Annotated in this window: 28 protein-coding genes and 1 tRNA gene; 8 read left to right on the forward strand and 21 right to left on the reverse strand. The window is 57.2% G+C overall.

Features of this window, described 5'->3' with window-relative positions; all coding sequences use genetic code 11:
* Nucleotides 1-98: 98 nt before the first annotated feature.
* From KFJ24_RS17145 to KFJ24_RS17195, 12 genes are all read right to left on the reverse strand, one after another.
* On the reverse strand, nucleotides 99-296 hold the full coding sequence (locus tag KFJ24_RS17145; protein WP_250832350.1) for a hypothetical protein: 198 nt from the start codon (nucleotides 294-296) through the stop codon (nucleotides 99-101).
* Between the two features lie 69 nt (nucleotides 297-365).
* Nucleotides 366-1,112, reverse strand: coding sequence for an SDR family oxidoreductase (locus tag KFJ24_RS17150; protein ID WP_250832351.1), 747 nt, complete (start codon nucleotides 1,110-1,112; stop codon nucleotides 366-368).
* Nucleotides 1,113-1,408: 296 nt separating this feature from the next.
* Nucleotides 1,409-1,762: a hypothetical protein gene (locus tag KFJ24_RS17155; RefSeq protein ID WP_250832352.1), complete on the reverse strand. Its 354-nt coding sequence runs from the start codon at nucleotides 1,760-1,762 to the stop codon at nucleotides 1,409-1,411.
* A gap of 526 nt (nucleotides 1,763-2,288) precedes the next feature.
* A complete protein-coding gene (locus KFJ24_RS17160) occupies nucleotides 2,289-2,546 on the reverse strand; it encodes a sulfurtransferase TusA family protein (protein WP_350455582.1) in 258 nt (85 codons plus the stop codon).
* On the reverse strand, nucleotides 2,521-2,649 hold the full coding sequence (locus KFJ24_RS18205) for a hypothetical protein (RefSeq protein WP_284709422.1): 129 nt from the start codon (nucleotides 2,647-2,649) through the stop codon (nucleotides 2,521-2,523). The genes KFJ24_RS17160 and KFJ24_RS18205 overlap by 26 nt, the downstream gene beginning before the upstream one ends.
* Nucleotides 2,646-3,818, reverse strand: a complete 1,173-nt coding sequence (locus KFJ24_RS17165; RefSeq protein WP_250832353.1) for a formate dehydrogenase subunit gamma — start codon at nucleotides 3,816-3,818, stop codon at nucleotides 2,646-2,648. The genes KFJ24_RS18205 and KFJ24_RS17165 overlap by 4 nt, the downstream gene beginning before the upstream one ends.
* An 87-nt stretch (nucleotides 3,819-3,905) precedes the next feature.
* Nucleotides 3,906-4,514, reverse strand: a complete 609-nt coding sequence (gene fdh3B, locus KFJ24_RS17170; RefSeq protein ID WP_250832354.1) for a formate dehydrogenase FDH3 subunit beta — start codon at nucleotides 4,512-4,514, stop codon at nucleotides 3,906-3,908.
* A 15-nt stretch (nucleotides 4,515-4,529) separates the two neighbouring features.
* Complete coding sequence (locus tag KFJ24_RS17175) at nucleotides 4,530-7,415, reverse strand: formate dehydrogenase subunit alpha (protein ID WP_250832355.1); 2,886 nt, start codon at nucleotides 7,413-7,415, stop codon at nucleotides 4,530-4,532.
* Between the two features lie 88 nt (nucleotides 7,416-7,503).
* Entirely contained in the window at nucleotides 7,504-7,692 is a 189-nt protein-coding gene (locus KFJ24_RS17180) for a hypothetical protein (protein WP_250832356.1), read from the reverse strand.
* Between the two features lie 40 nt (nucleotides 7,693-7,732).
* Nucleotides 7,733-8,344 (reverse strand): TorD/DmsD family molecular chaperone, encoded by a 612-nt coding sequence (locus KFJ24_RS17185; RefSeq protein WP_250832357.1) that lies wholly within the window; start codon nucleotides 8,342-8,344, stop codon nucleotides 7,733-7,735.
* 94 nt (nucleotides 8,345-8,438) lie between these two features.
* Nucleotides 8,439-9,104 carry a DUF3306 domain-containing protein gene (locus KFJ24_RS17190; RefSeq protein WP_250832358.1) on the reverse strand — a complete coding sequence of 222 codons (666 nt, stop codon included), beginning with the start codon at nucleotides 9,102-9,104 and terminating at the stop codon, nucleotides 8,439-8,441.
* Nucleotides 9,104-9,679, reverse strand: coding sequence for a DUF3305 domain-containing protein (locus tag KFJ24_RS17195; protein ID WP_250832359.1), 576 nt, complete (start codon nucleotides 9,677-9,679; stop codon nucleotides 9,104-9,106). Before KFJ24_RS17195 ends, KFJ24_RS17190 begins: the two co-directional genes overlap by 1 nt.
* Before the next feature lie 151 nt (nucleotides 9,680-9,830).
* Here KFJ24_RS17195 and KFJ24_RS17200 point away from each other — a divergent pair, with 151 nt between their 5' ends.
* The 4 genes from KFJ24_RS17200 to KFJ24_RS17215 are packed head-to-tail and all read left to right on the forward strand — an operon-like array spanning nucleotide 9,831 to nucleotide 13,849.
* A complete protein-coding gene (locus KFJ24_RS17200; protein ID WP_250832360.1) occupies nucleotides 9,831-11,810 on the forward strand; it encodes a 4Fe-4S binding protein in 1,980 nt (659 codons plus the stop codon).
* A 19-nt stretch (nucleotides 11,811-11,829) separates the two neighbouring features.
* A complete protein-coding gene (locus KFJ24_RS17205; RefSeq protein ID WP_250832361.1) occupies nucleotides 11,830-12,675 on the forward strand; it encodes an Mrp/NBP35 family ATP-binding protein in 846 nt (281 codons plus the stop codon).
* A complete protein-coding gene (locus tag KFJ24_RS17210; RefSeq protein WP_250832362.1) occupies nucleotides 12,672-13,376 on the forward strand; it encodes a biotin/lipoate--protein ligase family protein in 705 nt (234 codons plus the stop codon). The genes KFJ24_RS17205 and KFJ24_RS17210 overlap by 4 nt, the downstream gene beginning before the upstream one ends.
* Complete coding sequence (locus KFJ24_RS17215) at nucleotides 13,373-13,849, forward strand: DUF6505 family protein (protein ID WP_250832363.1); 477 nt, start codon at nucleotides 13,373-13,375, stop codon at nucleotides 13,847-13,849. The genes KFJ24_RS17210 and KFJ24_RS17215 overlap by 4 nt, the downstream gene beginning before the upstream one ends.
* Here KFJ24_RS17215 and KFJ24_RS17220 read toward each other — a convergent pair whose 3' ends face one another.
* The 7 genes from KFJ24_RS17220 to KFJ24_RS17250 all read right to left on the reverse strand — a co-directional run bounded on the left by KFJ24_RS17220 (nucleotide 13,850) and on the right by KFJ24_RS17250 (nucleotide 19,587).
* On the reverse strand, nucleotides 13,850-15,097 hold the full coding sequence (locus KFJ24_RS17220) for a molybdopterin-binding protein (protein ID WP_250832364.1): 1,248 nt from the start codon (nucleotides 15,095-15,097) through the stop codon (nucleotides 13,850-13,852).
* Nucleotides 15,094-15,615: a molybdopterin-guanine dinucleotide biosynthesis protein B gene (mobB, locus tag KFJ24_RS17225; RefSeq protein WP_250832365.1), complete on the reverse strand. Its 522-nt coding sequence runs from the start codon at nucleotides 15,613-15,615 to the stop codon at nucleotides 15,094-15,096. The genes KFJ24_RS17220 and mobB overlap by 4 nt, the downstream gene beginning before the upstream one ends.
* Nucleotides 15,612-16,199, reverse strand: coding sequence for a molybdenum cofactor guanylyltransferase MobA (gene mobA, locus KFJ24_RS17230; protein WP_250832366.1), 588 nt, complete (start codon nucleotides 16,197-16,199; stop codon nucleotides 15,612-15,614). The genes mobB and mobA overlap by 4 nt, the downstream gene beginning before the upstream one ends.
* Entirely contained in the window at nucleotides 16,192-17,061 is an 870-nt protein-coding gene (locus KFJ24_RS17235) for a formate dehydrogenase accessory sulfurtransferase FdhD (RefSeq protein WP_250832367.1), read from the reverse strand. The genes mobA and KFJ24_RS17235 overlap by 8 nt, the downstream gene beginning before the upstream one ends.
* A 199-nt stretch (nucleotides 17,062-17,260) precedes the next feature.
* On the reverse strand, nucleotides 17,261-18,025 hold the full coding sequence (locus KFJ24_RS17240) for a substrate-binding domain-containing protein (RefSeq protein WP_250832368.1): 765 nt from the start codon (nucleotides 18,023-18,025) through the stop codon (nucleotides 17,261-17,263).
* A gap of 123 nt (nucleotides 18,026-18,148) precedes the next feature.
* The gene (locus tag KFJ24_RS17245) at nucleotides 18,149-18,892 is read right to left on the reverse strand and encodes an ATP-binding cassette domain-containing protein (RefSeq protein WP_250832369.1); all 744 of its coding nucleotides are present in this window, start codon (nucleotides 18,890-18,892) and stop codon (nucleotides 18,149-18,151) included.
* Nucleotides 18,889-19,587 carry an ABC transporter permease gene (locus KFJ24_RS17250; RefSeq protein WP_250832370.1) on the reverse strand — a complete coding sequence of 233 codons (699 nt, stop codon included), beginning with the start codon at nucleotides 19,585-19,587 and terminating at the stop codon, nucleotides 18,889-18,891. The genes KFJ24_RS17245 and KFJ24_RS17250 overlap by 4 nt, the downstream gene beginning before the upstream one ends.
* Nucleotides 19,588-19,703: 116 nt before the next feature.
* Here KFJ24_RS17250 and KFJ24_RS17255 point away from each other — a divergent pair, with 116 nt between their 5' ends.
* The gene (locus KFJ24_RS17255; protein WP_250832371.1) at nucleotides 19,704-20,588 is read left to right on the forward strand and encodes a helix-turn-helix transcriptional regulator; all 885 of its coding nucleotides are present in this window, start codon (nucleotides 19,704-19,706) and stop codon (nucleotides 20,586-20,588) included.
* Between the two features lie 255 nt (nucleotides 20,589-20,843).
* Nucleotides 20,844-21,236: a glutaredoxin gene (locus KFJ24_RS17260; RefSeq protein ID WP_250832372.1), complete on the forward strand. Its 393-nt coding sequence runs from the start codon at nucleotides 20,844-20,846 to the stop codon at nucleotides 21,234-21,236.
* Nucleotides 21,237-21,373: 137 nt separating this feature from the next.
* On the opposite strand, the gene KFJ24_RS17265 is transcribed toward KFJ24_RS17260, so the two are convergent.
* A tRNA-Arg gene (locus KFJ24_RS17265) sits at nucleotides 21,374-21,450 on the reverse strand.
* A gap of 97 nt (nucleotides 21,451-21,547) precedes the next feature.
* Nucleotides 21,548-22,090 (reverse strand): YaeQ family protein, encoded by a 543-nt coding sequence (locus KFJ24_RS17270; protein WP_250832373.1) that lies wholly within the window; start codon nucleotides 22,088-22,090, stop codon nucleotides 21,548-21,550.
* A 75-nt stretch (nucleotides 22,091-22,165) separates the two neighbouring features.
* Between KFJ24_RS17270 and KFJ24_RS17275 the strand changes: the two genes are divergently transcribed.
* Both KFJ24_RS17275 and KFJ24_RS17280 read left to right on the forward strand, forming a co-directional pair.
* Nucleotides 22,166-22,531, forward strand: coding sequence for a CidA/LrgA family protein (locus tag KFJ24_RS17275; protein WP_250832374.1), 366 nt, complete (start codon nucleotides 22,166-22,168; stop codon nucleotides 22,529-22,531).
* Nucleotides 22,524-23,246 (forward strand): LrgB family protein, encoded by a 723-nt coding sequence (locus KFJ24_RS17280; RefSeq protein WP_250832375.1) that lies wholly within the window; start codon nucleotides 22,524-22,526, stop codon nucleotides 23,244-23,246. Before KFJ24_RS17275 ends, KFJ24_RS17280 begins: the two co-directional genes overlap by 8 nt.
* The last annotated feature ends 42 nt before the right edge of the window (nucleotides 23,247-23,288 follow it).

A 23,288-nucleotide genomic window follows, 5' to 3' on the forward strand; every position in this document is an offset into this window, starting at 1 on the left:
GAAAGGCTGAGGGTGAGGAAAGTGTATGCGTCTACCGTGCTGAGGGGAAAGGCGGGGGCACCGGGTCACTGCCCGGAGTTGTCGTTCCCGGGAGGTGACTAGCCCTTATCGGATGCCCGTTTGTTGTCCCTGGCGGTAAAACCCCAGCCGACCGCGGCCAGCAGAATCAGACCCGTGATGATCGGCGATACCTCACCAAGGGTGACCAGTGCGCCAATGAGGGAAGCGACGGAAGCGAACGCCGACAGCTTCCAGGAGTAACCACTGGTGCCACTCTCTTTTTCAGACATGTTCATCTATAGCCTCCGGAAAACCACCACTATAGCCGGTTTGCAGCCACCGGCACAGACTCCTGCTTCTCTGCGCTACATGGCCCGCGCAAATAGCTCAAAGGGCATCGCCTTGAGCACGTAACTCAAGGGCGTCCAGGGCCACCAGGGTACGTAAGCCCGGCGTTTTTCCTTGTCGATGGCACGCACCAGAGCACGCACACCGGTGTCCAGATCAACCCGGAACGGCGCATTTTTGGTGCCCCGGTTGATGTCGGTGAGAATGTAGCCCGGCATGATGCTGCTCACCCTGATGGGCGTACTTCTCGTATCCAGCTGCAAGCCTTCTGCCAGCGAAGCCACGGCGGCCTTGGTGGCAGCGTAGACGTTCAGTGGTCCACGGAAGCCGCGTACCCCGCTGACCGAGGACATCAGCACCAGATGGCCGCTGTTCTGCTCCCGGAAAATTTCCATGGCGGATTCGCACTGGGCGATGGCGGCTACAAAGTTGGTTTCGGCAGTCTGGCGATTGGACGCAAACTGGCCGCGGCCGATGGTTGATGAGCTGCCGATACCCGCGTTGACAACGACCCGGTCCAGGCTGCCAAGCTCCTGCTGGAACGCCCGGAAGGCCTCAAATACCTGCTCGTAGTCACACACATCGAGGGGCCGCACAAGAACGCGGATATTGGGGTGGCTGGACTGTAATTCGTCCTGCAATGCTTTCAGTTTGTCGGAGTTCCGGGCACACAGCGCCAGATTGCAGCCCTGCGCCGCCCATGCTCTCGCCATTCCCTCACCCAGGCCCGTGCTTGCTCCGGTAATCAGGATGTTTTTTCGCATTATTGTGTTCCTTGTCGAGGTGGTTTGCAGCAAAACCCTATCAGGCAAATCCCATTAAACCTGGCAGCCACAGGACGATCCCTGGCAGCGAAATGAGCACAGCAATTGTCAGAACGTCAGCGATGAAGAACGGAATGCAGCCTCGGAATATATCCTGCACAGAACATTCCGGACGCACCCCGGCTACAATTTTTTTGTTTTTCGTTTGGGCCCAGAAATGAACAGTTAGATTATAACAAAGTCTGTACCGGCCGGCTTTGGAGTCGAATGCGGGGTGGGCACTGAAAAAGCCGATTCTATTTAGTGATCACGGCGTCCGCACCCGTTTCTTGGGAAACGAATCGTGCGGTCAGCCGCCGCACTACCAGGGGCGCATGTTTCTCTGGCAGGGTTCCGAGCGATTCAGCCCGGCAAAAAAGCTCCGTTTCGCAAGTCTGCAAGTCTGACACGCGTTCTACACCATCCACCGAGATAAAGTAGAGCTCCTTACCCGGCTTCTTGCCAATCACCAGGCCGCCCTCATAAACGACCACTTCACTAAAAGCACCGATCGACGCGGCAGTGGCTTGTGCTTCACCGGTCAGCTGTGAAAAGTGGGTATATCTTCGAGTGTTGCTAATTGCCCAACCCGACAATCGAGAGTCTGTCATTACGGTTCCTCCAAATGAACCTTGTGCCTATTGTTAGACCGTGGCCTATGCAGGAAATTGGCCAATAAACAAGCAGCGGGTAAAAAGTGTACAAACTTTCACCCACGGTAAACATAGGTCGAGTTGGCTGTCCGTACGGTAGGCCACAAAGCTTTGCGGATCGAGCATACGGGAGCATTGAGAACACTCGTTTACCAGCCAACATGGCTGAGCAATACCATTACAGTTCGTTCTATTTAAGGAGGAGCAGGGCGGGCCAGAACCGGCCACTGGCTTTGAGATTGTCCTCGAGGCGCATCTCATCAGCGGCCAAAAGCGCCAGATTGTTGCGCATCGCGAACCCTTATAGGGCATCACAAAGGCTACTTTCGCCGAAGAGCATTTGCTGGAGTGGCCGGTGAGTTTGCTTGATTACGAGAAGCGCTTTTCTGCGTTTCGCTTCCGCGCGCAAACGGCTAGCACCTTTTCGGTTCAGCGAGGGCAACTGCACCTGAAGGTTGGCTCTTAACTTTCCTGAGCGCCCACCCTATGCCAGACAGATACGATATCGGAGGACACCCGCGTCCTCTTCCCGGACCGATTCAATCCTGTGACCGGTTATCTCGCACAGCGCCTGTAAATCACGGCGGCCGGTGGGGTCATCGGCCAGGAACTCGACCCGCGTCCCGCTAGGCAAACCCTGCGTACGCTTCTTGAAACGCAAAATGGGGAGAGGGCACACCAAACCGATGGCATCGATCTGATGTACCTCTGATTGATCAGTCAAGACGCACGCTCGTCTCACTGCTTCCTTGCTCAGCTGATGACCACCCGAACTGATTCAGAACGACCGGGGCGGCGGCGGCAATCACCAGGGCGGCGACAAATGCGGAAATCATAACCTTCACGATGATTCTCCTTTGTCTTGTTTGGCCTCGACCTCGGCCACCCAAAGATCGTGATGCTGGCGCGCCCATTCAAGGTCAACCTGACCGTTACCCATTGCATCGAAGGCACCTTCCATTCCGACGGAGCCAATATAAATGTGGGCAATAATGGCCAGCAACATTACGAAAGCCACGATCGAGTGCCAGAGGTTGGCGTACTGCATCTCTTCGTGCGGTGCCAGGACCGTCGGAAAATCGGTTCCCAGAACGCTGTTCATGATGCTGAAGGTCTCGGCAAACATGGGCATTTCAAACGGGAACAGCAGCGACAGGCCAGACAGAGAGACTGAGGCGCCCAACACCATAACGGTCCAGAAAATGATCTTCTGACCGGCGTTGAACTTCTTTGCTGAAGGGTGAGACTTGGTAAAGATACCGCCGCCCGCCTTGAGCCACTGCCAATCCAGCTTGTTGGGGATGTTGTGCACCACCCACATGCAGAATGTCATCACCAGACCCAGCATAAAGGCCCAGGCAATGTTGTTATGAATCCACTTGGAGCCGGCAGCCAGAGTCGAAAAGGCGTCGAGCCCTATCACCGGGATCAGGAAACTGCGCCCCATCAAGGTGATCAGACCGGTTATGCCCAATGCGATAAACGAGCCAGCCAACAACCAATGGCCAAACCGCTCTACGGCTTTAAAGCGCTGAATCGTGGTGCCCGCAGGGCCGCCGTCGATCATGATTTTGCCGCGAACAAAATAGAACACGACCAACAAGGCTATGAACCCGAGGATGGCCCCGCCGCCATAGGTAATGACGGGACCCTCACGTAGCTGATACCACGGCATGCCCTTGTCTTGTATCAGAACCTTGTTGGCAGGTCCGGGGGATTGTACGGTCGGATCAATTTCGTTATACCGGATAGAGCGCCAGACATCGGCATCAGAGCGGCCCCCATTAGTGCCTAATGGGGCATTGGCTGGCGCTGCATTTGCGGGGTTCCCCAGGTTTTCGGATCGAAAAGATTCATCAATCTCCAACTGTTTCTGGCGAGCCATGATGTCTTCCAGGGTTTGTGCGCCCCCGGTAGCAGAGCGATCAACCTCCGCGGCCTCTTGTGCCCAGGCAGGATTTAACAGCAGCGTCGCCAGCACGAGGATGGCGACGCTAAAACATTTTCGTTTCATGAGAGCACTCCAACGGAATCAACAAGAAGAGTTCGTTGCCTCAAAGCATGTCGGGGCCCCGAAGGGCCCCGAACCGCTCAGGCCAGTTTATGCACCTTTCTTCTCGTAGGCTGTGCCCCAGCCCCAGGCACCGGAACCGAAACCTCGGTTCACGATACGCTGGCGATAGATGTCCGCCACCTCGTTGCCGTCGCCGGCCAACAGGGCTTTGGTCGAGCACATCTCCGCACAAATGGGCAATTTGCCCTCTGCGATACGGTTGCGTCCGTACTTGGAAAACTCGGCTGTTGAGTTGTCTTCCTCAGGACCACCTGCACAGAACGTGCATTTATCCATCTTGCCACGGCTGCCGAAGTTGCCCGCTTGCGGGAACTGGGGCGCGCCGAAGGGGCAAGCGTAGAAGCAATAGCCACAACCGATACACAGATCCTTGGAGTGCAATACGATCCCGTCTTCGGTCTGGTAGAAGCAATCCACCGGACAGACGGCCATGCAAGGCGCGTCTGAACAGTGCATGCAGGCTACCGAGATCGAACGCTCGCCAGGTTTACCATCCTCGATGGTAACCACGCGTCGACGGTTGATACCCCAGGGGACTTCGTTCTCATTCTTACAGGCCGTTACGCAGGCATTACATTCGATGCAGCGTTCGGCGTCGCACAGGAATTTTGCTCGTGCTTGTCCTTCAAGTGCCATGGTCTACACCTCTCGTTATGCCGGCATAATCGAACACAGGGTGGCTTTGGTCTCTTGCATTTGCGTGACCGAGTCATACCCGTATGTTTGAACAACGTTAGTGGATTCACCCAGGACAATCGGATCGGCGCCCTGAGGGTATTTGTTCCTCAGAGACTTGCCTTCCAGGTGTCCGCCGAAGTGGAACGGCATGAAGGCGACGCCTTCGCCGACGCGTTCGGTGATCATTGCTTTTACCTTGATGCGACCGCCTTCAGGCCCCGCGACCCAGACGTCCTTGCCGTCACGGATGTTCAGGTTGTTCGCATCGCGCGGATTCACCTCGATGAACATCTCCTGCTGCAATTCGGCCAGCCAGGGATTGGAGCGGGTCTCGTCACCACCACCTTCGTATTCGACCAGACGGCCGGAGGTGAGGATGATCGGGAACTCCTTGCTGAAGTCGTCTTTCTGGATGGACTTGTACATGGTCGGTACACGCCAGAAGGTCTTATCCTCGTAGGTCGGATAGTCTTCGACGAGATCACGCCTATTGGTGTACAGGGGCTCGCGGTGAATGGGCACCGGATCCGGGAAGTTCCAGACCACTGCGCGCGCCTTGGCGTTGCCGAAGGGTGCACACTCGTGCTTGATCGCTACTCGCTGAATGCCGCCTGAAAGGTCGGTCTTCCAGTTGGTTTTAGGGCCCGCAACAGCTTCAATGCTGGCACGCTCTTCGGCGGTCAGATCTTTATCCCAGCCCAGATCCATCAGCATCTGCATGGTGAATTCCGGGTAGCCGTCCTTGATCTCGGAGTTCTTCGAGTAGACACCTTCAGCCAACAGGTTGTCGCCATCGCGCTCAACACCAAAGCGGGCGCGGAAGGTCAGGCCACCCTCGGAAACCGGCAACGACATGTCGTAGAGGTTCGGTGTTCCGGGATGGTTCATCTCTGCAGTTCCCCAGGACGGCCATGGCATGCCGTAGATATCACCGTCACAGGGTCCGCCTTTGGCACGCAATGTGGTCCTGTCGAAGTGATGCTGGTACTTCATGTGCTTTTTCATTCGCTCAGGCGACTGGCCGGTGTAGCCGATCGTCCACATGCCACGATTGAATTCGCGGGTAATGTCCTCGATCAGCGGCACGTCACCGTCGATTGAAATGTTCTTGAACATCCGGTCGGTGAAACCGAATTTGTCCGCGAACAGCTTGATGATTTCGTGATCAACCTTGGAGTCGAATAGCGGCTCAACGACTTTCTCCCGCCACTGCAGCGAACGGTTTGACGCAGTCACCGAACCGTAGGTCTCGAACTGGGTAGTGGTCGGTAGCAGGTAAGCGCCTTCTTTACGGTCATGCAGCACTGCGGAAACAGTGGGGAAGGGATCCACGACGACCAGCAGGTCGAGCTTCTCCATGGCTTCCTTCATTTCCAGCATACGGGTCTGGGAGTTGGGCGCGTGGCCCCACAGAACCATGGCGCGGGTGTTATCCGGCTGCTCAAGGTTTTCCTTGGCTTCCAGAACACCGTCAATCCAGCGCGAGACCGGAATGCCCTTCTCGTTCATCATGGCCTTGGATTTGCCATTTCTGTCGAGGGTGTCAAAACGACCCTTCAGCCAATCCAGGTCCTCTTCCCATACGCGCGCCCAGTGGGCCCAGGAACCAGCGGCGAGGCCGTAGTATCCCGGCAACGTGTTGGCCAGAACGCCAAGGTCGGTAGCACCCTGAACGTTGTCGTGACCGCGGAAGATGTTGGTGCCACCACCCGCTGTGCCCATATTGCCCAGAGCCAGCTGAAGAATGCAGTAGGCACGGGTGTTGTTGTTGCCGTTGGTGTGCTGGGTACCACCCATACACCAGATGACGGTACCGGGACGGTTGTTTGCCAGCGTGCGTGCAACACGCTCGAGCTGGGCGCCCGGAGCGCCGGTGACGCGCTCGACTTCTTCAGGAGTCCAGCGTTTCACTTCTTCACGGATCTGGTCCATGCCCCAGACGCGGGTGCGGATGAACTCCTTGTCTTCCCATTTGTTCTCGAAGATATGCCAGAGGATGCCCCAGACCAGGGCAACGTCTGAACCCGGGCGGAAACGAACAAACTCATCAGCATGAGCGGCAGTGCGGGTGAAACGTGGATCACACACGATGAGAGGCGCGTTGTTTTCTTCCTTGGCCTTCAGAATGTGTAGCAGCGACACCGGGTGGGCTTCGGCGGGGTTGCCCCCGATCAGGAAGATCGCCTTGGATTTGTGAATGTCGTTGTACGAGTTGGTCATGGCGCCGTAGCCCCAGGTGTTCGCTACGCCGGCCACCGTGGTGGAGTGGCAGATACGGGCCTGGTGATCAACATTGTTGGTGCCCCAGTAGGCAGCAAACTTTCTGAACAGGTACGCCTGTTCATTGTTGTGTTTGGCGCTTCCCAGCCAATAGACTGAATCGGGTCCGCTTTCTTTGCGGATCTGCAACATTTTGTCGCCGATTTCGTTGATCGCCGTGTCCCAGGAAATCTTCTGCCACTCGCCGTTAACCATCTTCATCGGAGTCTTCAGGCGGCGTTCGCCGTGCGCATGCTCACGCACAGAAGCACCTTTGGCACAGTGGGCGCCGAGATTGAAAGGACTGTCCCACCCGGGCTCCTGGCCCGTCCATACACCGTTCTGAACTTCGGCTTCGACCGTACAGCCGACCGAGCAGTGGGTGCATACCGATTTTTTGATTTCGACTTTGCCACCTTCGGATGAAGGAGTAGCTGCCTGTACGCGATTGGATGTCAGCGATAGTGCCGCGAGGCCGCCCACTGTAACACCTGAAGCCGCCAGAAATCCGCGACGGTCCATGGTTTTAGCAGCGAGGGAGGAAAGCAAAGAACCTGCACGGGAGCCTTTCGCTACCCCGTTGGTTTTCTTTCTTAACATTTTGAATACCTCTCTCTTTTCTTGTTCTCGTTTTGTCGGAACCGCGGCCATCCAAGAGCATCACGCAATCCTGAATAGCAACCAGTCCCTAGAAGCGAGCCGATTCCAGATACTTGCGCGTGTGTTCTGTGTCACGCATGCCGCGGCTTTTTTTCGGGGTGTCTGTTACCACCTCTGCTGCGGCATTTGGTGCAACGGTCATGGCGATTGCAGCCGGACCTGCAGCTGCTGCCAGCCGCAAGAAACGACGACGGCTTTCAGCCTTCGGATTGTCCATGGGACTCCTCCACCTTGTTATGGGATCGGGTCGATCCCGGTTACTGAATCGCAAATGCTTCGGCTTCAATGGCCATGAAGGTTTTCCCGAGGGAACCTACCGGGGCATAGAAGACCGCCGATTGCGCCTTCTCCAAATCGCTGAAAAACAGTTCCGCCCACTTCTTGATGTGAGCGTCAAAAAAAGCTTTCTGAGAGGCTACGTCGCTGTCGCAGGAAAATTCTCCGGTGATGATGCCCGCCATAATCTCGCACAGCGTACCGACGTGATCTTCCGGCTGCTTGACGTCCTCGTTGGCTGCAATGCCACGCTTCATCAGGTCGGTTCTCAATTCGGCCAGGGGCTTCTCGTTCAGAAATCCGGTCAGGTAGTAGCTGGCATAGGGCAGGAGTTCGCCTCGGCCCAGGCCAATGAAAAGGTTGTGGTATTCGCGCTCGGCGTTCTCAGGTGAGGTTCGCGCTGCAAGCGCGGCAAGCTGCTTTGAAGTTGAGCCCAGGGACGAGTCATCACCCTGTAACGCGGCAAGGCCAGATAAAAGTTCAGACGAAGGCGGGGAGCCAAGCAAAGCGCCCAGTAACTGATAAATCTGGGCCCGGGCACGATCCTCTTCGGTGATCGATTTCGGGCACTGAACTTCCGCAGTGTTGGACAATGTGCTGTTCCTGATTTTGTTTTAGTTTCTTGTGATTTATAAATATATAGTCGATGCTTTGCTTGGGAGCAATTCGACGTCTGATCATTAACCTTCAACCTTCGAACTGCATCCTCGGGCGAAATCGCGGAGCCGGAGGTTCAGCCTCGGCTTGAGCCACCTTGGGTTGTGTATGAGTCTCTGGCTTGCTTACGTCCTCAGCCACCTCTTTGCTCTCCGCTTCTGCATCCTCTTCTGTTTCGACGCTCTGGTCGGGAGCTTCAGGCTGCTTTGGTTGAGACAGCCTGACGGTATCATCAGTTGACTCCGCCTCCAGCTCTTGTTCCCGGCGCTCTCTTGCGCGCTTTTCTGGGTCAAGGAAGCCCCCTTTGCCTACCTTATAAGCCGTTTTTACCCCACCAATGGGCGTCGTGACCTTTGAAAAATCTTCATCGTATTCATTGAGCCCGTCTAACACCCCAAATATCGGATTGGACCGCCACAGCGAACGAAGGGCTTTGCGCCGTAGAAACTCCGGAATCTCTTTGCGTAGAAAACCCGTGATGTCGGTACCCTGTTCCAGGGTATCCGGGTCGGGGAGGTTGTACTTGGCGAGAATCTCCTGCTCTGGCAGGTTCTGATTGACAGCCAGCTCCTGCTCAGTGGCACTGGCTTCGGGGGCAGTTTCGACGGGCTGCGCCGGAGCTTGGGGCGTTGGCTGGGCGTCTTGTGAGGTCTCGGCCTTCTTTCTTGCCCAGCGCTGCAAACGTGATTCAGTCATCAATGCACCCCTGGCTTTCTGCTGTTGGCGGGAGGGCGAAAGACATCGCTCACCTGTCGTATGCGAGGATCGCCTTTTCCGCCTTCAATGCCCTCAATGTCGTTCTTTCGGCGGCGCTTCTTAAAGGGCTCTTCAATATAATGCATGTCGACAAATTCTTTAATCCAGGCCGCTAGTGTTTCGGGGATAGGTACGGCCTCAACAATGTTTTCGCCGCTGTCCAGTGCATCCTGCGCCTCGTAGGCGCTGGCCGTAATCGCGCTTAGCACCCAGCCTGAAGGAGATGTGTTCGCCTCGTCCTGGTCAAGGATGACCCAGACTGAAGGAACGGTAAGATTGAGAGAAACCAGATAGGCTTCGACATCGGCGCGGAAAAGTTCCATGGTCACGGTACCGGCGTGGTAGTCAACCACGTCGCCCTCACGAACCAGTTCTTTCCAGAAGGCGTCAGGTGCGCCGGGGATGATTGCGACCGGTTTCCAGACGTGCTTTGCCCACCGGGTCGCCCCTGGCTTTCTGCGTACGACAGCGCCCACCTGTAATTCTCGTTTCCAGCTTTCTGTGCGACGGCTCATACACATTCTCTTTTTATTGTTTCTTGAAGCTAGCAGGGCTCCGGGAATTATCCAATTATCCAATTGTCCAACGACGAACGGCTGTGGCATGCTCGATGAACGGCTACACCGGTTTATACGTATAAGAACAACTAAAAGAGTCAAAGTTCCGATGCCCGCAAATAAGACTTTATTACTGTGCTCGTGTGACAAAACACAGGCCCTCGACCCCGAGTCACTCCAGGCTGCCGCAGCGGCCGATCAGGTGTTCGCGGTTGACGAGCTGTGTGTCAAAGATATTCAAAAGGCCGCCGAGCATCTGGGCGGAGACGGCGAAGTGCTTATTGCCTGTGGTCAGCAGGCAGCCCTGTTTGAAAGGCTGGGCGAGGAAATTCAGGCGGAAATTCATCACTCCGCGCCTTTGAGCACGATCGACATTCGAGATCGCGCCGGCTGGAGTTCGCCCAATGCCGACCCCAGACGTTTGAATGGAAAGCAGGCCGCTTTGCTGGCTGCCGCCCAGTTGCCAGCGCCCATGGCTCCGGCGAAAACCATCCAGTCCGACGGTGTGTGCTGTATTGTCGGGCCCACTGAGCAGGCCATTCGAATGGCCGAGCTGGTGCAGGACGAGCTCGGCGTCACCTGTATTGTGAATGATGCTGGTCCGATACAGCTGCCATCCGCCGCTTATGACGTGGCCAAAGGGCAGCTGACGGGAGCCTATGGCGCGTTGGGCAATTTCAAACTGGAATTTGTGCACTTACAAACCCTGCATCCGGCAGGGCGCGGTGAACTCGGTTATGGTGAAGCAAAGCCCACCGCTCGCAGTGAGTGTGACGTGTTTATCGACCTTCGAGGCGGCGCCCCTGCGTTTCCCAGTCACGAGAAGCGCAACGGGTATTTCTGGGCCGACCCAAAAAAGGCCGGCGAGCTGGAGCGTATTGCCCTGACTGCCCGGGAACGGGTGGGTGAATTCGAGAAAACCGTGTATTTCAGGTTGGAAGAATCCCTGTGTGCGCATTCCCGCGCAAACAAACCCGGGTGTACCCGCTGCCTGGATGTCTGTCCCACCGAGGCCATTTTTTCCGCGGGGGACCACATCCAGATCGATTCGGATATTTGCGCCGGCTGCGGCTCCTGTGCCGCGGTCTGTCCTACTTCTGCCGTGACCATGAACGAAACTCCGTTCGAGGCGCTGACCAAGGCCGTGGAAGTCATGGCAAAGGTCTATCGCGAGCATACCCACGAATCCCCGCGTTTGGTTTTTCACACCCTGGGCGCTGGTACTGAAGCTATTGCCAACCTGGCCCGCTACGACGATGGCCTGGCAGACGATCTGATTCCGATGGCTCTGGAGCACGTAGACCGGATTGGTCACGCCGAAATAATGGCAGCGTTCGGTGCAGGCTACGCCGAGGTTCTGATCCTTGCGGACAACGAGATAGACCGCCGGGCGGTGGCTGCGGAAGTTGAGCTGGCCCAGGCCATGCTCAGAGGTACCCACAATTCGCCGAGCCGGGTGCGGGTTATCAACGCCATCGAACTCTGCGACGCGGGCGACAACGCCGGGCGAGTGAGTGAGCCGGTTTTGCTGGTCGGTGGGCGCAGGGACATCACACGGGTTACCGTTGCCGCTATGTCGGACAAGATCGAAGAGCCGATTCCGCTGCCGGTGGGTGCTCCTTACGGTGCGATAGAGATTGATTCCGATAAATGCACGCTCTGTCTGGCCTGCGTGTCGCTCTGTCCCACCGGTGCCCTGAGCGACCACCCGGACCGACCGGAGGTTCAGTTCACGGAAAATGCTTGCGTTCAGTGCGGCGTGTGCGAAAGCACATGCCCTGAAACCGCGATTACGCTGAAACCGCAATTAGACCTTTCGAAAGATGCGCTGAGCCCTCGTGCATTGCATGGGGAAGATCCCTTTGAATGCATTCAGTGTGGCAGGCCCTTTGGAGTTGCCAGCACCATTAACCGCATCGTTGAAAAATTGGAAAACCAGCACTGGATGTACAAGAACTCTGATAATGTTCAGTTGATCAAAATGTGTGATGACTGTCGCGTCAAAGCGCAGTACCACGGTGACAACGCACCGATGGCCGCCGGCCAACGTCCACGAGTTCGTACCAGTGACGATTATCTCGACAGCTAATAACAAAACAGGACACAGCATGGTTGAATACGTTGATGCCGGGAAAGCCAATCTGATTGGCACAGATGCGCCCCGGCCCCAGGACAAGAATCCAAGAGGCATTGATAGAATCATAGCCATCGCCTCTGGCAAAGGAGGGGTGGGCAAATCGACCGTTGCGTCCAACCTGGCTGTCGCGTTGGCTTCGAAGGGCCTGAAAGTCGGTCTTCTGGACGCCGACGTCTACGGCCCCAGCCAGCCGCGTATGCTAGGTGTGTCCGGCCGTCCGTCCAGCCCGGATGGCAGCACTATCCTGCCCTTGCGAAACCACGGTGTTACGTTGATGTCGCTGGGCCTGATGGCCCCGGACGGCGAGGCCATTGTCTGGCGCGGTCCGATGCTGATGGGAGCCCTGGAGCAGATGATGAATCAGGTGGACTGGGGTAGGCTGGATGTGCTTCTGGTGGACCTTCCTCCCGGCACAGGTGATGTCCAGATGACCCTCAGTCAGAAATTCTTTGTAGCGGGTGCGGTTATCGTTTCGACGCCTCAGGACATTGCCCTGATGGACGCGCGCAAAGGCATCGATATGTTCAACCGGATGGAAGTGCCGCTGTTCGGCGTCATTGAGAACATGGCCTCGTTTGTCTGCGACGGTTGTGGTAAAGAGCACCATCCATTTGGGTCCGGCGGCGCGCGGGCTGAAGCCGAAAAGATTGGAGCGCCCTTTTTGGGAGAGATTCCGTTGGATCTTGATATTCGTATCGGTTCAGACGGTGGCGTACCGATTGTGGTATCGAAACCGGAAAGCCCGCAGGCACAAGCTTTCCAGCGTATTGCCGATGAAATTGTTGCTTCTGATGTTTATGCAAAGGCAATCCAATGATCGATTCACCTCAGTTCCCTCCGCTATTATCGGGAGAAGTGGTGCCCAGCAATATGGACCCTTTTGAAAAAGCGGTCAGCCGCGCCATCGCCGGAGTGGATTCAGGCACGGTTTTTTATTCCGAGGCGGGCGATATGCTGCGGGCGGCGCTGGTTCTGGCTCCTGAAACACCGTTAGAGGAAGCCATCCAGGCGGTCTATGCGGCGCAGATCGGCCTTGCCGAAAGCCTGGGGGCACTGGCACCTCCGGAAGTCCCCGTGCATTTCCAGTGGCCGGACCGTATCAAGGTCAATGGCGCTGTCTGCGGCTCGGTCCGGTTTGCGGCTGATGTATCAGACCCCAGTGCGGAGCCGAACTGGTTGGTTATGGGCATTGAAGTGCCGTTTATTCCCCAGAGCGACGAGCCGGGTACCAATCCGAATGACACCTGTTTGTTGGAAGAGGGCTGCAGCGACATTGTACCCATGGCATTGCTGGAAAGCTGGTCCAAGCATACTCTGTTATGGCTGACCTACTTTCTGGACGAGGGTTTTGAGCGCCTGCATAAAGAGTGGCGGCCGCGCTGCGATACGCTGGGTGAAACAGTCGAAAGACCCAGGCCGGGCGTTTTCGTCGGTCTGGACGAAAAGGGCCGGATGCTATTGCGTGACGGCGCAATGACCGAGACCATCAGCCTGATTCAATTCGCGGAGCACGTATGAAACTGGCCCGAACGCTGCGACTGGATGTATCCGATGAAAATGTCTTTGAGAAGCCAGCGCTGAGCGGCGAGTGGGCCATCTCTGGAGGATTTGAATTCTCCAACTGGACCGAGGCCGATCTTAAAGGTAAAGCACGCCAGGCCTTTACCAACGGTTGGTACAGTATTGAATCGGGCGGTCGCGCCAGTTTTGTGGGCGTCTGCCAGATTACCGAAAGCGAATTGGAACAGCTGCAACAGACTCTGGCGCAGACCTTTGTTCAGTTTTACGGCGCGCCTGATATTGATGCCGCCTACCCTGTGGCCTGCGAAGAAATCGACCAGATGCGCACTATGTGTGAAGATTTCGAGGAGAACACCCTGCTGATGGTCAGCCGCACGCTGACCGAGTTAGGTGTTGAGGAAACCTACCGCTCCCGGGCCCCGCAAGATGCCTCGTTAGAGGCCTTTGCCGTGCATGGCAGCGTCGAGTGATTACAACCCGAAGCTGCCGTAGGGAATAAACCGCACTGGAGTGCCTGGTTCTATCTCCCGGGCGCTCTCATCCAGCTCCACCAGACCCTCGGACCACGCCAGACCGGTAACCCGGCCCGAGCCTTCAGAGCCGAATACCTCAACCTGCCCATTACGGATACGGGCGCGTAACATCTCGCTGCGCCCCGGCTTCTTGTTCTTATGAAAGCTGGCGGGCATGGCATAGGCCTGGGGTTCGAACCACTCACCGCCTGCAAGAAGCGCCATCGCCGGAGCGCCAAAGCGCAGTGCACAGACCCAGGCGGCAACCGGATTTCCTGGCAAGCCCACCACGGGCGTCCCCTGAAACATTGCCAGCGCCAGAGGGCGGCCCGGCTTGATCGCGATGCGCCAGTTGCTGATGTCACCATGGGCTTTCAGTGTTTTTGACACGTGATCCTCGTCTCCTGCGGAAATACCGCCACTGGTCAGGATCAGGTCGCACTGCTCCGCGCCGCGCTCTAATGCGGCTTTGACGTCGTCGGCTCGGTCGAGCACATGGCCCAGGTCCACCAGCTCATAGCCGAGCTGCGCCACCATTGCGCTCAGCATCGGGCGGTTCGCATCATAGATTTGCCAGTCGGTGACAGATGAACCGACAGGTTTCACTTCATCACCCGTGGACAAGACTCCGACACGGAGACGCTGATAGACATCAACTGAGTCGATGCCTACGCTGGCAAGGACCGAAACCTGGGTCGGCGTCAGGCGGGTACCCGTTGTGAGGATCCGGTCCTGTGCCTTGATGTCCTCTCCGGCCTTACGTAAGTTAGCGCCCGCTTTTAACGTACCGTGCAAATGCAGTTGACCATCGATGACCTCGCAGTCTTCTTCCAGGACCACCGTATCCGTGCCGGCGGGTATCACCGCCCCGGTCAGAATCCGGATAGCATGGCCTTCGGGCACATGCCCCATGTATGGCTCCCCGGCGGCACTTCGGCCATCAACCAGAGGCAGGGCGCAGGGTACTTCGGTTAAAGGTCCTGAAAACGCATAGCCATCGACTGCAGAATTGCTGCTGGGAGGATGAGCGCGAGGCGCATAAACATCGCTCGCCAGTATCCGGCCACTCACCTGTGACAGCGGAACGGAGCGATCCACGCCCACCACAGGATGCAAACGTGAGCGCAACCGTTCCAGCGTCTCTTCTACCGGTGTCCAGTTCACGCCGGGGGGCAGGGCAAAGCAGTCGTTACGAAGCGGCTTCATGGATCTTTCGTTCCTGGTTGTACCGTTTCTGGTTTCTCACGGTTCAGAATAAAGTCAGCGATGGCGGGTACATTGTTTACGTCGAAAACGGGGCCCGAGAACTCCGCATCGTAGTCCGCCGCTACCGCGATAATGCTGGCGTCTTCCGGGTACAGGGGCGTTCGCGAACTTTCCCGCCTGTGCACTTCGATCTTGGGGTGGGAGTGGGTTTTAAAGCCCTCCACCACGACCCAATCGCAGGGGCCCAATCGAGCCAGCAATTCATCCAGCGTCGGCTCGTCGGCTCCCCGAAGCTCGTGCATGATGGCGAAGCGCTGACCACCTGCCAGGATGACCTCACGGGCACCGGCATCACGGTGTTTGTAGCTGTCAGTGCCGGGCTGGTCCACATCCACCATGTGGTGGGCATGCTTGATCGAGTTGACCGTTAACCCTCTGCGGGATAGCTCGCGAATCAATGCGCTGGCCAGAGTTGTTTTTCCAGAATTTTTCCAGCCCACGATGCCTATAACATTCACTTAAGGTGCTTCTCCGCCCAGGCCAGATCTTCCGGCGTATTAATGTTGAAAAAATCGCCCTCATCAAAAACCACCAGCGTTTCACCCTGGGCTTGTGTCCACTGGCGGATCTTGCGTACTCCGTCGTTCAGGGCGGCTCTCAGATCATGCCGCAACGCGACCTGCCAACGGCCAAAGGTTGGCTGGGGCAGTCGGCCGCGTTCTGGATCCGGCGTGGCCGCCAACACCACCGGTGTATCGTATTCGGCCAGTCGTGCTGCCAGGTCAAGAGGGAACGACGGGGTATCGGCGGCGACACTGATCAGCCATTCATACCCCTGTTCGGCCGCCCAATCCATGCCCGCGAGCACACCAGCCAGCGGGCCGGGGAAATCGCCGATAGAGTCGGCCACCATGGGCAGCCCCAAATCATCAAACCGGCTCAGATCCCCATTGGCATTCAACACCACGGCGTCGACCTGCGGCGTGATCCGCTCAATGACACGCTGGATTAGTGACTGGTCGCCCAGCATTAATCGCCCTTTGTCACCGCCGCCCATCCGGTTTGCCTGGCCGCCGGCCAGAATGACTGCGCACTCAGTCATGCTCAGCTCCTTTTCGACGCTGTTTCTTGTCTTCATCAGGAACCTGAGACAAGTCCTGGTCGAACACCAGGCGGTGCTGGCCACTGAGGCAGGTGAACTTCTTGCCTCGCATCCGTCCGATCAGGGTCAACCCGACCTGCCGGGCAATATCGACACCCCAGGCGGTAAATCCGGATCGGCTGATCAGGGTCGGGATCCCCATCAGGGCCGTCTTGATCACCATTTCAGAGGTCAGGCGGCCAGTGGTGTAGAGGACTTTATTGGCTGCCGGAATGTCATTCAAGTGCATCCAGCCTGCGATCTTGTCGACTGCATTATGACGCCCGACATCCTCCATATAGGCAAGGACTTCGCGGCCCTGACACAGGGCAGTGCCATGAATGGCACCGGTTTCCATATACAGACTGGGAGTGTGGTTAATCTGGTAGGAGAGGTCGTAAAAGGTGCTGGTGTGCACCGGTGTATCCGGCAATGACAGCCCTTCAAGCCCCGCCATCATGTCACCGAACACTGTGCCCACCGCGCAGCCGGAGGTGCGGGTTTTCTTTTCCAGCTTGTCCTCTACATCCGTCACAGCTGCGGTGCGGACCACAGCGACTTCCAGCTCTTCGTCGAAATCAATCTTGGTGACCTGATCGGTCTCTTTCAGCATGCCCTGATTCAAAAGAAAGCCGAGGGCCAGATACTCCGGATGATCGCCAATGGTCATGGCCGTGACGATCTCCTGGCTGTTCAGGTAGATGGTCAGAGGGCGCTCTTCAATCACGCTGATTGACTTCGCTTGACCGTTTTCGTCAACGCCCTCAACCGTGCGGGACAGTCGAGGGTCGTTGGGATCGGGGAGTAGGGGGTTGATCGTCATTTTTGTTGTAGCCGTTTCAGGGACGCCAGAGAATGTAATTTTTACGGAGATCGGCAGAGATTAGCCTATTTGCCATTCGGGAAAAATAGCTGCTTATCGCCAATAAAAAAACCCAGCATCGCTGAGGTTTTTTATTGGCCAGGGAAAAGAAGGGTTATGTTGGTGCCCCTTTGTTCAGGTGACCCTTTGTTCAGGTGACCTACTTCGCGTCGGGGAAGAACAGCTGTTGTCCGTCCACCTTGAAGTCGGCAATCGCTTGTTGGCCACCTTCGGAAATCAGCCAGTTGTGCCACTGCTTGGCCAGATCGTGCTTGAGGTGTGGATACTTCTCCTCGGAAAGCAGCAAGCTACCGTATTGGTTGAACAGTACTTTGTCGCCTTCAAAAAGCAGCGTGAGGTTCTGGCGGTTTCCAAATGCCACCCAGGTAGCGCGATCCGACATCACGTACGCATCCATAGCAGCGGCGGTGTTGAGCGTTGGCCCCATGCCGCTGCCCAGTTCTCGGTACCATTCGCCGTCTGGTTCGACGCCGGCGTTTTTCCAGAGGCGCAACTCGGCGCGATTGGTGCCGCTGTCATCGCCTCGTGACGCGAAGGGCGCCTCGGCATTGGCGATAGCCGCGAATGCTTCGGCGGCACTCTGCGCTTCACTGATATTGGCCGGATCATCTGCAGGGCCAATCAACACAAAGTCGTTATACATGACATCGGCTCGTTCGCTGGCGTAGCCGTTTTCGACAAAGCGTTGCTCGCCGGCGGTGTCGTGCACCAGGAGGCTGTCGGCGTCGCCGCGGCGGGCGATTTCAAACGCCTGTCCGGTGCCCACGGCCACCACTCGCACTTCGATGCCGGTGGCGTCTTCGAACTGCGGCAAAATGGAGCTGAACAGCCCTGAATTCTCGGTCGAGGTTGTGGAGGCCAGGGTGATGTAGCCCTCGGCATAAGCGTTGAATGCCGTGCTCATGGTGGTTACACCTGCGAGTATGAGGGCTAGGCTTTTTTTCATATTGTTTTCTCCTGTCGCGTGTATAGAACTTCCATTGAGCACCCCCCCCCCTCCCAAAAAAAAGAGAGCGTCAGGGCCGAACTACTCGACCAGTTCTCCGGCAATATACGCTTGCGCCTCTCGCGAGACGGGCACGTTAAAAAAGGCTTCAGCGGGGGTGTGTTCGCGCACTTTCCCGCCAGAGAGAAACAGTACATCCCCGGCAAGGCGCCTGGCTTGATGCAGGTCGTGAGTGGTCATCACGATGCGCGTTCCCCGCTGATGAAACTCGCGCACGGCGGCCTCTACGGCTTTAATTGCCGCCGGGTCGAGCGCGGAGGTGGGTTCATCCAGAAACAGCACCTGAGGAGAAAGCACCCAGGCCCGCGCCAGTGCCAGGCGCTGTTGTTCGCCGCCGGAGAGCACGCGCGCGGGCGTATGGGTGCAGGCGGCGAGGCCAAAACGCTCAAGCGCATCAAAAGCGAGCTTCGCACGTGCCTTGCGCGGCACGTTATTCACCGCCAACGCGTGAATGAGATTGGCCACGGCCGAGCGGCGCAAAAGCACCGGTTGCTGGAACACCATCGCCTGGCGGGGGCGCCCCTCACTTGACCAGGCCACCTGTCCCTGAGTGGGTGAAAGCAAACCGTGAGCCAGTCGCAGCAAAAGACTTTTGCCTGCCCCGTTAGGCCCCATCACCAGGGTGGGTCCGGTGCCCTCCAGGGTGAATGAGCAGGGTCCCAGCAGTACCTTTTCCTCGTGGCTGAAGGCGACGCTATCAAAGCACAGCACCGGCGGAGGGCAAAGGGCGGAGGAGGCGAGGAGCGGAATGTTAAACGAGCTCATCCTGTTCGCCTTCTGGTCAGTTCACCTACCCAATAGACGCCTGCGTTGATCAGCATGACCAGCGTCAGCAGCACAATTCCCAGCCCCAGCGCCAGGGGAAGGTTGCCCTTGCCGGTTTCCAGCACAATGGAGGTCGTCATTACCCGTGTGACACCCTCAATATTGCCGCCCACCATCATCACCGCGCCCACCTCGGCACTGGCGCGGCCAAACCCGGCAAGCAGAATGGTCAATAGTGCGAAGCGGGCATCCCACAGGAGGGTGGGCACCATGCGAGAGCGTGACATCCCCAGCGAAATAAACTGCTCGCGGTATTCTCCCAAAAGCTCTTCTACCTTTTGGCGCGAGAGCGCGGCCAGAATTGGCAACACCAGTACCACCTGCGCAAACACCATGGCACCCGGTGTAAACAGAAAGCCCCACTCACCCAGTGGCCCGGAGCGCGAGAGCAGCAAATACACGGTGAGCCCGGCCACGACCGGAGGCAGCCCCATCAGGGCATTGAGCACGACAATCACCCCGCCGCGCCCGGGGAAGCGCCATAGCGCTACTGCCGCACCAAGGGGAAATCCCAGCACAGCCGCGACCAGTACCGCGAGAAGCGAAACCTGCAGCGAAAGCGCCACGATCTGAAAGAGCGAAGCGTCGAGGTTTAACAGTAGCGATATCGCCACATAAAACGCATTATTTTCCACAGCTGCGTCTCCTTGATATTGAGCATCGTGGCGTTTATGACTACGCTTTGCACAACCTTCTGAAAAATATGCAGCTAAAAACAGTCTAGTGCTTTTCCTAACCGCAGGAGAGACCGATGCCCCTTCCCGCTTACCTCACCACGGCTGAAGCTGCCGAGTATCTGCGCCTGAAAGAGCGCAAAGTCTACGATCTGGTCAGTCAAGGCGTTATTCCCTGTGTGCGGGTGACAGGAAAGCTTTTGTTTCCGCGTCAGCGTATTGATCTTTGGTTGATGAACCATCTGGAAGGTGACGACGCCGTCAGCTCTCCGATTCCGCCGGTCCTGGCGGGCAGCCAGGACCCGCTGCTGGAGTGGGCCATGAAGGAGAGCAGCGCGGAGCTGGCTTTGCTGTGTCAGGGAAGCGGCGACGGCGTGCAACGATTAATTGATGGGCGCGCGATGCTCGCCGGGATGCATATCTGGCATGCTGAAACCCAGCGTTACAATGACCCTGCCACCTTAGGGCTGAGCGGGATGCGAGATCTGGTGCTGATTCGGTGGGCAAAACGCCAGCAGGGGCTTCTTTTAGCCTCCGATAACCCTCATCAACTTGCGCGACTTGAGGATATTGCCCGCCCCGGCATACGTATCGCGCATCGCCAGCCCGATGCTGGCGTCAGCCATTTGCTGCAGAGCTTGCTCGCTCGCCACCGTATCGATGCCAGGCAGCTTACATGGGCCGCTCATCCGTCGCTCAGCGAGGATGATCTCGCTTTGGCTATTCGCCAGGGCGAAGCGGATATCGGCGTGGGAATCGAAGCTGCGGCGCGGCGCCAGGGGTTGGCTTTTATTCCTCTGCAGGAGGAACATTTCGACTTGGCCATGCGCAGGCGTCACTACTTTGAGCCCGCCCTGCAGCATCTGCTGGCGTTTGCCGGTAGCGAGCGCTTCGTTCAGCGCGCAGAGGCGCTGGGCGGTTACGACATCAGTGAACTGGGGCAAGTCGTGTATAACGCTTGAAGGGCGCCAATAACAATAAACAGGCGAAACAATCGGGAGCCTGCATGCCTTCAATACAAAAAAATTAGTGAAGGATGCCAGCGGGGCATCTGGGTGCGCAGGCAAAAGATTGCATAAAGAAAAGGTCATTGTCCCGGTTGGTACCTAACCAACCGAATGAAGTGATATCCTCACGCATCGCTATCAAACACGCAACTCAAGCCTGAATGCCGTCACACGGCAGGCCACCTTCAACCCGGAGTTTCAGCCTTACCCATGAGAGTTATTATTCGTTATTTTTTCCGCACCCTACGCCTGATTCTGACACCCTTCATGCTGCTCAGTGAAAAGCTAAGCACGCCTAAAAGCGTGACCCGGACGGCTGAAGAGCAGGCCCTCGCCGACGAGGCCAGCAAACATCTCGCGCTTTACCAGTTCAGCGCCTGCCCGTTCTGCATCAAAGTACGCAAGGAAATCGCCCGACTTGGCCTGAACATTGAAACCCGCAATGCCCAGCATGACCCGCAGCATCGTGCGGCACTGGAGGCAGGTGGCGGCCGCATCAAAGTGCCCTGCCTGAAGATTCAGCAGGATGATGGCAGTCAGCGCTGGCTGTACGAGTCCGCCGAGATCAATGCATGGCTGCAGGAACGATTCGAACCGGCCTGATCGCAGTCGCTGATTTGCAAAGGTCAGGTTTTTGATCCGCGGAAAATATCGCCATCCAGGTTGGACACACCATGGACACAATTTGGGCACAGACAAACAAAAAAGGCCTGCGTTTTCACGCAAGCCTTTGGGAATAATGGCCCGCCCGTCAGGATTCGAACCTGAGACCTCCGCCTCCGGAGGGCGGCGCTCTATCCAGCTGAGCTACGGGCGGAACGAAAGTTAACGGCAGTGCGTTAATTTCGAGTGCGCAATCTTACGTGCGCAGCAGGACTCTGTCCAGCCCCGAATCCAACTCCGGGGCGAGGTTTCTATGATGGGTACAGTGGCTCAGGCTTAAGGCTGACCAGTGCGTCTTCGTTGCTGACCGATACTTCGCCATCCTGAATGGTGACCTGGTAGTTCATGGTCCGCTGGACGAGCTTTGCCAGTGCCTCGGTATCGTCCTGGGACAGGTTGATAATGGTCAGGTTATCGAATCGTTTCAGCTTTGTTTGATGCTTTTCCCACCAGAGGGGAACGGCGCGCCCGCCATAGGTATAGAGAATGACCTGCTGAGCCCGGTTACAGGCTTTGCGCAGGCGACCTTCCTCAGGCAGGCCCAGCTCAATCCAGATCTCGATCTCATCGCTGAGGCTTTTCTGCCAGAGTTCGGGCTCGTCGTCGGTGCTGAGGCCCTTGGTGAACTCCAGATGCTCACTGGCATTCACGGCGAAAGCCAGCAGGCGGATCATCATGCGCTCATCGGTTTCCGAAGGGTGTTGCGCAATGGTGAGCTGATGGTCCGCGTAGTAGTGACGGTCCATGTCCGCGATGTTGAGGGTCGCCTTGTAAATGGTTGCTTTGAGCGCCATGTGCTTTCCGGATTGGTATCAAACTGTTGGTATGCGCTAGTGTAGTGCAATTCTGTCTTTGGTGATCATGACCACATGCCCATGTTGCGCGGATTTTTGATTCTGGTGCTGTTCTTTTTGCTCGGCGAAGCCGTCCGGCTGGTGTTTCTGTTGCCGGTCAGTGGCGGAGTGTTGGGCATGATGGCGATGACCCTGACCCTGATGGTGACGGGAGGCGTCAGCGAGGAGCTGGCATCGGCGAGCCAGGGGCTGATTTCGGTGCTGGTCTTGCTGATCATGCCCGGGGTGGTTGGCGTTTTTTTTACCGCTGATCAGTTTCAGGGCCAATGGCTGGCCGTTGGGGCTGCGTTGCTGGTTGGTACCTTCTTGAGTGTGCTGACGACATTGTTGCTGATGAAGTTTCTGATTCGGGCCGGTACCCGGAGCCAAGCCAATGACTGAGTTGCCTGAGCGCTTGCTCTCCATGATGGATACGCTCTCGGCCAGCCCGGCCCTGGCTATTGGCCTGACTTTAGGCGCCTTCTTCGCCGGTAACTGGGGCTTCGCCCGTATGGGCCGTCCACTGTGGCTGCCACCGGTGGTTCTTTCCGCCGTTCTGCTGTCGGCGACCATTGCTGTCCTGTCGCTGGATTACGCGCGCTACCAGGACGGTGCAGAATGGCTGAGGGTTCTGCTGGGGCCGGCGACGGTGGCCCTCGGTATTCCGCTCTATCAACAGATGCACCACATCCGGGCGTTATGGCGTCCGATCCTGTGCACCTTGCCTCTGGCCGCCACACTGGCGGCCGTCTATGCGGTGGTTATCGCCTGGGGCCTGGGGGCGACGCCGGAAGTGCTGGCGTCCCTGGCGCCGAAATCGGTAACGGCCCCCATCGCGATCGGTATTACCAAAGAGTTGGGCGGTTCTGTGCCCCTGATGATGGGTGGGCTGCTGATCACCGGTGTCGTCGCAACCCTGTTCGTTGACCTGCTGTCGGGGCTGCTGTCGATATCGGATGAGCGTATTCGGGGGTTTGCGCTGGGGCTGAACGGCCATGCCATTGGCACAGCCCGGGCATTTGAGATCAGCCCTACCGCCGGCGCATTTGCTTCGCTTGGCATGGGGCTGACGGGGGTCTTCACGGCCCTGATTCTGCCGCTGGTTTTTCACCTGTAATTCCCGCCCCAAATCAGGTCATTCACTTCACGAATAACGCCA

This window comes from Marinobacter sediminum (assembly GCF_023657445.1).
In the GTDB taxonomy this organism is placed as follows: domain Bacteria; phylum Pseudomonadota; class Gammaproteobacteria; order Pseudomonadales; family Oleiphilaceae; genus Marinobacter; species Marinobacter sediminum_A.

Bases quoted from the DNA above. Each gene is read 5' to 3' on its own strand.
- KFJ24_RS17145 (WP_250832350.1), bottom strand. From the start codon at position 296: ATGAACATGTCTGAAAAAGAGAGTGGCACCAGTGGTTACTCCTGGAAG.
- KFJ24_RS17150 (WP_250832351.1), bottom strand. From the start codon at position 1,112: ATGCGAAAAAACATCCTGATTACCGGAGCAAGCACGGGCCTGGGTGAG.
- KFJ24_RS17155 (WP_250832352.1), bottom strand. From the start codon at position 1,762: ATGACAGACTCTCGATTGTCGGGTTGGGCAATTAGCAACACTCGAAGA.
- KFJ24_RS17165 (WP_250832353.1), bottom strand. From the start codon at position 3,818: ATGAAACGAAAATGTTTTAGCGTCGCCATCCTCGTGCTGGCGACGCTG.
- fdh3B (WP_250832354.1), bottom strand. From the start codon at position 4,514: ATGGCACTTGAAGGACAAGCACGAGCAAAATTCCTGTGCGACGCCGAA.
- KFJ24_RS17175 (WP_250832355.1), bottom strand. From the start codon at position 7,415: ATGTTAAGAAAGAAAACCAACGGGGTAGCGAAAGGCTCCCGTGCAGGT.
- KFJ24_RS17180 (WP_250832356.1), bottom strand. From the start codon at position 7,692: ATGGACAATCCGAAGGCTGAAAGCCGTCGTCGTTTCTTGCGGCTGGCA.
- KFJ24_RS17190 (WP_250832358.1), bottom strand. From the start codon at position 9,104: ATGACTGAATCACGTTTGCAGCGCTGGGCAAGAAAGAAGGCCGAGACC.
- KFJ24_RS17195 (WP_250832359.1), bottom strand. From the start codon at position 9,679: ATGAGCCGTCGCACAGAAAGCTGGAAACGAGAATTACAGGTGGGCGCT.
- KFJ24_RS17200 (WP_250832360.1), top strand. From the start codon at position 9,831: ATGCCCGCAAATAAGACTTTATTACTGTGCTCGTGTGACAAAACACAG.
- KFJ24_RS17205 (WP_250832361.1), top strand. From the start codon at position 11,830: ATGGTTGAATACGTTGATGCCGGGAAAGCCAATCTGATTGGCACAGAT.
- KFJ24_RS17210 (WP_250832362.1), top strand. From the start codon at position 12,672: ATGATCGATTCACCTCAGTTCCCTCCGCTATTATCGGGAGAAGTGGTG.
- KFJ24_RS17215 (WP_250832363.1), top strand. From the start codon at position 13,373: ATGAAACTGGCCCGAACGCTGCGACTGGATGTATCCGATGAAAATGTC.
- KFJ24_RS17220 (WP_250832364.1), bottom strand. From the start codon at position 15,097: ATGAAGCCGCTTCGTAACGACTGCTTTGCCCTGCCCCCCGGCGTGAAC.
- mobA (WP_250832366.1), bottom strand. From the start codon at position 16,199: ATGACTGAGTGCGCAGTCATTCTGGCCGGCGGCCAGGCAAACCGGATG.
- KFJ24_RS17235 (WP_250832367.1), bottom strand. From the start codon at position 17,061: ATGACGATCAACCCCCTACTCCCCGATCCCAACGACCCTCGACTGTCC.
- KFJ24_RS17240 (WP_250832368.1), bottom strand. From the start codon at position 18,025: ATGAGCACGGCATTCAACGCTTATGCCGAGGGCTACATCACCCTGGCC.
- KFJ24_RS17245 (WP_250832369.1), bottom strand. From the start codon at position 18,892: ATGAGCTCGTTTAACATTCCGCTCCTCGCCTCCTCCGCCCTTTGCCCT.
- KFJ24_RS17255 (WP_250832371.1), top strand. From the start codon at position 19,704: ATGCCCCTTCCCGCTTACCTCACCACGGCTGAAGCTGCCGAGTATCTG.
- KFJ24_RS17260 (WP_250832372.1), top strand. From the start codon at position 20,844: ATGAGAGTTATTATTCGTTATTTTTTCCGCACCCTACGCCTGATTCTG.
- KFJ24_RS17270 (WP_250832373.1), bottom strand. From the start codon at position 22,090: ATGGCGCTCAAAGCAACCATTTACAAGGCGACCCTCAACATCGCGGAC.
- KFJ24_RS17275 (WP_250832374.1), top strand. From the start codon at position 22,166: ATGCCCATGTTGCGCGGATTTTTGATTCTGGTGCTGTTCTTTTTGCTC.
- KFJ24_RS17280 (WP_250832375.1), top strand. From the start codon at position 22,524: ATGACTGAGTTGCCTGAGCGCTTGCTCTCCATGATGGATACGCTCTCG.